Source organism: Intestinimonas sp. HCP28S3_D6 (genome assembly GCF_052065695.1).
Taxonomy (GTDB): domain Bacteria; phylum Bacillota; class Clostridia; order Oscillospirales; family Oscillospiraceae; genus Intestinimonas.
In genome coordinates this window covers 1-6,643 of sequence record NZ_JBQHTM010000087.1, presented here as the reverse complement: position 1 = coordinate 6,643, position 6,643 = coordinate 1, and the positions used below count along the sequence as shown (strand labels likewise).

9 protein-coding genes and 2 pseudogenes are annotated in these 6,643 nt (G+C 43.8%); 10 read left to right on the top strand and 1 reads right to left on the bottom strand.

Translation table 11 applies throughout. From position 1 onward, the window contains the following. Positions 1-88: 88 nt before the first annotated feature. Positions 89-718 (bottom strand): ATP-binding protein, encoded by a 630-nt coding sequence (locus ACTNBK_RS16415; RefSeq protein WP_441147715.1) that lies wholly within the window; start codon positions 716-718, stop codon positions 89-91. On the opposite strand from ACTNBK_RS16415, the gene ACTNBK_RS16410 reads away from it, so the two are divergent. The 10 genes and pseudogenes from ACTNBK_RS16410 to ACTNBK_RS16365 form a co-directional block, all read left to right on the top strand. Then, entirely contained in the window at positions 702-1,853 is a 1,152-nt protein-coding gene (locus ACTNBK_RS16410; protein WP_002576366.1) for an AAA family ATPase, read from the top strand. The two genes, ACTNBK_RS16415 and ACTNBK_RS16410, sit on opposite strands and share 17 nt — an antisense overlap. A gap of 12 nt (positions 1,854-1,865) precedes the next feature. Then, positions 1,866-2,384, top strand: a complete 519-nt coding sequence (locus ACTNBK_RS16405) for a hypothetical protein (RefSeq protein ID WP_002576365.1) — start codon at positions 1,866-1,868, stop codon at positions 2,382-2,384. A 648-nt stretch (positions 2,385-3,032) separates the two neighbouring features. Beyond that, complete coding sequence (locus tag ACTNBK_RS16400) at positions 3,033-3,455, top strand: type II toxin-antitoxin system PemK/MazF family toxin (RefSeq protein ID WP_002576364.1); 423 nt, start codon at positions 3,033-3,035, stop codon at positions 3,453-3,455. After that, positions 3,448-3,678: a hypothetical protein gene (locus tag ACTNBK_RS16395; RefSeq protein WP_002576363.1), complete on the top strand. Its 231-nt coding sequence runs from the start codon at positions 3,448-3,450 to the stop codon at positions 3,676-3,678. The genes ACTNBK_RS16400 and ACTNBK_RS16395 overlap by 8 nt, the downstream gene beginning before the upstream one ends. Before the next feature lie 71 nt (positions 3,679-3,749). Further along, positions 3,750-4,442, top strand: a pseudogene (locus tag ACTNBK_RS16390) (tyrosine-type recombinase/integrase); the annotation flags it as partial. Next, positions 4,363-4,734: pseudogene (locus ACTNBK_RS16385) on the top strand (TraG/TraD/VirD4 family protein); the annotation flags it as partial. The pseudogenes ACTNBK_RS16390 and ACTNBK_RS16385, both read left to right, overlap by 80 nt. A gap of 98 nt (positions 4,735-4,832) precedes the next feature. Continuing rightward, complete coding sequence (locus ACTNBK_RS16380) at positions 4,833-5,225, top strand: TnpV protein (protein WP_441147711.1); 393 nt, start codon at positions 4,833-4,835, stop codon at positions 5,223-5,225. Between the two features lies 1 nt (position 5,226). Next, complete coding sequence (locus tag ACTNBK_RS16375; protein ID WP_340039135.1) at positions 5,227-5,511, top strand: DUF6809 family protein; 285 nt, start codon at positions 5,227-5,229, stop codon at positions 5,509-5,511. Between the two features lie 213 nt (positions 5,512-5,724). Then, positions 5,725-5,925, top strand: a complete 201-nt coding sequence (locus ACTNBK_RS16370) for a helix-turn-helix domain-containing protein (protein ID WP_195451378.1) — start codon at positions 5,725-5,727, stop codon at positions 5,923-5,925. After that, positions 5,918-6,643 (top strand): hypothetical protein (locus ACTNBK_RS16365; RefSeq protein ID WP_441147708.1); only part of this gene is annotated, 726 nt, incomplete at its 3' end. The genes ACTNBK_RS16370 and ACTNBK_RS16365, both read left to right, overlap by 8 nt.

The window sequence follows — 6,643 nt, the reverse complement described above, 5'->3', positions numbered from 1 at the left end:
AAATGTTTCCTGTTTCTTCATCCCCATACACCACCATTGCGTTGATAGTGTTATTATCCCACATCCGGAGCCTTTATGGTAGTGCGGATTAAATCAGAGATTCCCTAAAAAGCATTAGGTGCAATATAACTGCTGACGGCGTAGAATCATGGTGGCTATCTTGGTGGATACCTTGATGGGTGTCATCCTCTAAGTTATCATGGGTTGCGTCATAGGACTTATCATTGGCTGTACCCATGATAGAGTGAGCATGAGTGATTTGAGCACCCTCACTGCCGTGGGCAATAAGGTGGATACAAAGATTCAAAACTGTGTGTGGGATGTCCGGCGATTTATCTTGCTCACTAACTTGGTCATTGACTAAGTTTTTCTGACTAAGTTGGCAATTTACATTTTTCAAGATGACTCTGAAATCTGTTGCCGTTGAGAAAATTTTCGGATTATATGCCGCTGTATATCCAGGCGGCTTTTCGGTTTCCCTGACGATTTTGCGTAGGCCGCTTCCATGACGCTCCATGTATTTCATGCGGTGGAACGGGTCAGCAATCACAGGGCTTGCCATATTGAACGGATACTTTTTAGTGTCAAAAACAATTCGGAAAATAAAAACGGAAAATACGTTGATATTTTCTGAATTGCGGCGTATAATAAGATTATAAGAAAATAAAAACGAAAAAACTGTTTTTAGAGGAGGACTACCTATGAAAATACTCCGCATCACCGCACAAGGACTCCCATTATTCAAAAAAGACTTGGATATTTGCTTTTATACACAGCAACGTGTTTGCGAAGAGGACAAAGATAATCTTTACCGTTTGACGGATAACTACTATCTCCACTCTGCCTGTGCTTTCATTGGAATTAACGCATCTGGCAAGACCTCGGTATTAAAGGTCATTAGCTTGGCCTTAAATATTGTGAAAAATGAGCCCATCAATCATGTGGAGGCAAAAAGCATTCTTGGCGGAGCGAAGAATGTTACAATCCGCACATATTTTTATGATAAGCGTAGCTACGTCTGCTGCTTGGAAACTGTAATTGCGGCAAAGAAGTCGAAAACAGGGGAATATGTGTATTCGATTCTGTCTGAAAGCCTTTGGGAAAAACCGATTGCAACCGTTAAGTCGAAAAAGTATCTGACAGATTTTACAGGAATGAAGCCTGTAGAGCAGCGCAATAGCGATGAAGCATACCTTTCTGATGATGTCAGCTTTGTCATTGCACATAATAAAAAAGCGAATGATACAGTGGAAATATTCAGCCTGCTTTCCTATACGAATGTGAATGTGCTTCCATTTACCGAAGATATTCCATTGGAGGTAATTGCATTTCTCGATCCGACCATTGAGAAATTGTGTTTTGAGCAGACAGAGGGAAAAACATTTATCCACTTGAAGTTTAAGGATGAAGAAGAGATTATCCTGAATAATGCGGCAGACCTTGAGCAGTATCTGTCCTCTGGTACGATTAAGGGTATTATTACATTCTCGATGGTAAAGGAAGTTCTTCATTCAGGTGGTTATCTTCTGGTAGATGAAATAGAGAATCATTTCAACAAGGAAATTGTAACGACCTTAGTGCGCTTCTTTATGGACAGCCGACTGAACAAAAATGGCGGAACGCTTATTTTCACTACGCATTATCCGGAACTGCTGGACGAATATGACCGAAATGACGGAATTTGTATCGTTAGAAACCGTAATGGCATTACAGCAGAAAATCTGAGCTATATATTGAAACGTAATGATATTAAAAAGAGTGATGCTTACCAGAGCGGCTTCCTTGAGGGAACAACGCCAGCATATGAAGCGTATATGCGCTTGAAGAAAAGCCTGGCTGCTTCAATCAATTAAGGAGGCGGCAGAATGGAATTAGCAAAATACAAGGCGTGTATATGTGAAGGCTCTGCCGAAGAAGCTATTATCGACATACTGGTTGATAATGATCTTCTGATTTTCAACAGAGAAGAAATGTTGGAAGAACGTGTCATCCGTTGCAGAAGTGCTAAACGATTCGAGGAGCGATACTTACGGAAAGGATTCGATGAGCAGATTTCTGTGATACGGATTTTGGATTCTCGCAGAGAGGAATTTCGATTGAGTAAAGCATATGAGCAGAAAATTGACGTGGTAAATGTCATTACTGCTCCAGAAATTGAAATGCTGATTATTCATGCGGAAGGAGCATATGATCAGTTTAAGCGTTCTGGAAAAAAACCAAGCGAATTTTGTAAAATAAATCTTCGGATGCATGATGTGAAGTCGTATGATTTTGTGAAGCAGTATTTCAGTAATCCTCAGCTCTTGGTGAAAGCCATAAAAGAGTATCGCAGAACAGCAAATATCCCCAAAGGAGAATACAGCTTGTCTGATTTGCTGAGATGAGCGTTGCTTTTTTGATACATTGGCCGTGACTCAAATGGTCACCAGGAGATAAACGGGTACCAGTTTATAGAAAACAGAATAGAATCGTCTTTGATGCCTCGTTGGGAAACCAACGGGGTATTTTTTTGCCTCAATCCGGCTGTATAGAACACTGAAAAAGTCAAAACGAACCGTATGTAGTCCTGCAAGGACAACCAAAGTGCGCCTACGAGGCCAACGCGAAACCGGAGGATTCTTGTTAAACTTACTTTGTAAGGACGAAAGTCCGGATGTCCCTTGAAAACTGAATACTCATTCTTCAGGTACATTCCTGTTTGGTCGAGCCTTCGACTGCACGCCATGAAGCCCATCGGGGCGATAGCGGTTTCGCAGAAGCAAATGCCGGATTGCAACCGGCGGCGGTGTTAAAGCCGGACAGGGACAATGATACTTCCGTAATTCGCGGTCCGGCCATAAGGAAGGCGGGATGGTTAAATTCCAATGGAGCAGTGAAGCACACTGCCGCCTGTGAGAAATCCTACATCTCTGGGGTGATAAGAAAAAGTACAGAGAAACCATATTTTCAGAAAGCGCTGCCGGGTGCTGTATCAGCATGATACCTGGCAGGCTTTATCCATATCAGTGTATGGAGATTGGAGACAACAGCATATGAAAGAAAACTGGGTTTATCGGCGAGGTGATTTATATCTCGCCAATCTCGGTGTTCCGGTCGGATCAAAGCAGGGCGGTGTTCGTCCTGTTGTGGTTCTTCAGAATGATGTCGGCAATTATTATGCGCCGACGATCACGATTGCTCCGCTGACATCGAAAATTGAGAAGAAGCGAAAACAGCCAACGCATTTCTTTCTCCGTAAAGCAAAGGGATTGGCAAAACCGTCTATGGTATTGGCAGAACAGCTCGACACCTGCGACAAGATATGCGTGATTCGCTATCTTGGGCGGGTAAGTAAGGGGCAGATGCGTGGGATTGATGAAGCTGTAAGGATTCAACTTGGATATTACATTCCGGAACAAGCAGAGAAAAAAAGACAGGGCAAATGCCGAAAGGATGGCGAAGAAGGCGATGGATAAACTGATTACAAGGAAAGAAGCAGCCAGTATACTGGGAATCAGCGTAAAAACACTGGATGCTGCAAGAACAGACGGTTTGATCTCCTATGTTCAGTATGTGGAAAACGGCTGCGTTTATTTCACGGAAGTGGGGATTCAGGAGTACATTGCAAAATGTACGCACCGTGCAAAACCGATGGAACGTGCTGCGACATATCGCAAACCTCGAAGCTTTCGGCGGTGAAAATCGACATCGTTGAGTATGGACGATGAATCCGCAATAATGAAAGCATCAACAGGATTGGAGGTAATGATATGGCGGCAAGAAGAATGATGCTTCCCGATTATGGTACGGTGAGTATGAAGGGAACGCAATATTATCGAACCCGTGTAACAGATCAGCAGGGACGGCGGGTTTCCTTATATGCAAGAACGAGAGAGGAACTGTACCAGAAGGAACAGGAAGCGATCCAGCAGATTGAGAACAAGACGTATCGCCGCAGTACACCTACAGTGGAGGAGTATTGCGAGAAATGGCTGCTGATGCAGTCGGCACAGATCAGGATGACAACGCTGATTGACTATACATCGAAAGTGAAGAACTACATCATCAAGCCATTGGGCGATATGCATATGGGAGATGTAACAGCAGATGACATTCGCCTGGCACTGTTGGCGGCATCGAAAAAGTCGGCATCCGTGTACAAATCAGTGAATGTTCTATATAAGTGTATTTTCACGGCAGCAATGGAGAGTAAGATCATTGATGAGAATCCGACCATCTATCTGAAGAAGAATGTGGGCGGGATTCCCCAGAAGGACCGCCTCCCGCTTACGGATGAGCAGGTGGATAAGCTGCTGGATGCCATTTACGGCTTACCGCCGTATGTGTTCGTGATGCTGGGGCTGTACGCAGGATTGCGGAGAGAAGAAATCCTCGGACTTCAATGGGATTCGGTGTATCTTGATTGCGAGGCTCCGTACCTTACCGTTCGGAGAGCCTGGCATAGGCCAGATTCCCAAGCTGGAAAAGCTGGTTGCCACCATCCGCAGCCGTGAGATCTCCGCCTGTCTGGTGCTGCAAGCGCAGAGTCAGCTCAAAGCTATTTATAAGGACAGTGCCGACACCATTGTTGGAAACATGGATACTTCAATTTTTTTGGGCGGCAAGGAACCGACTACCCTCAAAGAGCTGGCTGCCGTGCTGGGGAAGGAGACCATCGACACCTACAACACCGGCGAGAGCCGTGGGCGGGAAACCTCTCACTCTCTCAACTACCAAAAGCTCGGCAAAGATATGCCATACTTGTTGATGAAGAGTTCAGCTGCCTTGAATTTGACATGAACAGGGACACGATCAGCTGGATTCGGAGAAAAATCGAATACAGGAGGTCGCTTATGAAACACTTACCGAAGAAAACCTGTCAAAACGGTATCGGCTATACGCTGGTCGGTGACTATTATATCCCCGACTTACAGCTGCCGGAAGAAAACCGCCCCATTGGGATTTGGGGCCGTATGCACAAAGCCTATCTGGAGCAGTGCCATCCAGCCCAGTATAATGACCTGATTTTGACCGGAAAACTCTGGACATACCTGGCGGATCTGAACGAACAGGCACAAAACCGGCTGCATTGTATCATTGCCCAGATAGAAGAAACGGAAGAAATCACTGAGGAATTGAAAGCCCAGGATCAGATGGCATGGGTCAGGGCAATGAACAGCATCCGAAACCGTGCGGAGGAAATTGTCCGTCACGAACTGATCTATGATGCAAAGGAGGTGCTGTGAGATGGTGTTAGATGACTTATATTGTGGTAATATCTACCCCGCAGAACAGGTGGTTCCTCATGAAAAAGAATACCGCAAGCTACATAGGCATACCGGAGAACTGCTTACCGAGTTAGAGGAAAAGCTCTCCAAAGAGCAGATGGAGCTGGTCAACCAGTTTCACACCCATGTGATCGATGTTCACTGTATGGAGTTGGAAGCACAATTTCAATATGGTTTTTCCTTAGGAATGATGCTTATGAAAGAAGTGTATGAGTTACTCAAACACCACCATAATAGTGATTAGTATTTTAACAATATACTCAAAATAAAAATGTCAATGGTTTATCCCGTCTATTAATCTTCAAGAATAAAGAATTTTTGGACAATCGAAAACACAGATTGTCCAATTGAATCCCCTATTGTCCATTTGAGTTTGATAAATTCGCAAAATTTCCCCCAAACATATTGCGCCCCATAAAAAATAATGATATACTTGACAAAATGGGGTGAATGTGTTATGGCAGACGAACTATTTACAGTTGCTCAAGCGGCTGAATATTTGAAAGTATGCGATAAAACGGTACGGCGAATGATTGCCTCTAAGGAACTTGTTGCTTCCAAAGTTGGAAGTCGAAGCTGGCGCATCCGTAAAGATGACATAGATGCCTATCTAAACGCCACCAGTACGGGGCAGGAAGGAGCAGATACCATTGAGTGAAGAACTGATTCAGCGTAATTTGATAGAAGCTCCTGAAAAAATGGGCGATTGGAATTTCTACAATATTGGCGCTACTACATTAAAAGCTCTTAAAGGAGCGAAGATTATTCCCGATAAAGACTATGAAGCATATGAGGGAAAAAAGCCGGATGCCTTGATTGTTAAAAAGCCAATTATTATCGCAGCTATCGAGTATAAGACCCCTCAGGAGTTGCGAACCGAAAAACAGATTGCTAAAGCTATTGCACAAGAAATTGGGACAGCCCAGATATTGCAGGCAAAAGTTTACATTGTTACTGACGGCAAGAAAACTTTTTGGATTAACCCCGCTACCGGTCAAGAAATTCTACAGGAAGATGGTAGCCGCATTACATTAAATTTTGACAAGAGTAGCACAGAGTGTATTACCCTCATCAATAAGATTCGAGCCTCTATTAATGCTACCAATAATCAAATCAAGGCTGCTGCGTCTGTTGATCCTTTGCCTCTGGCCGAAAAAGTATGGCAAGATTTATGGGCTGTTTCGGGAGCGACGCCTGAAAATTGTTTGTACACCTTTGTTGAGATTTTTATCTTCAAGTATCTCAGCGATTTAGGCGTTTTGAAGGGAATGTATTCATTCTATGATTTGCTGGGAAAATACTCTGGCAATAATGAGAATGAGGTGCTTGAATATTATGCTTCCACGGTACGAGTAAAGATTAAAGCTCTTTTCCCT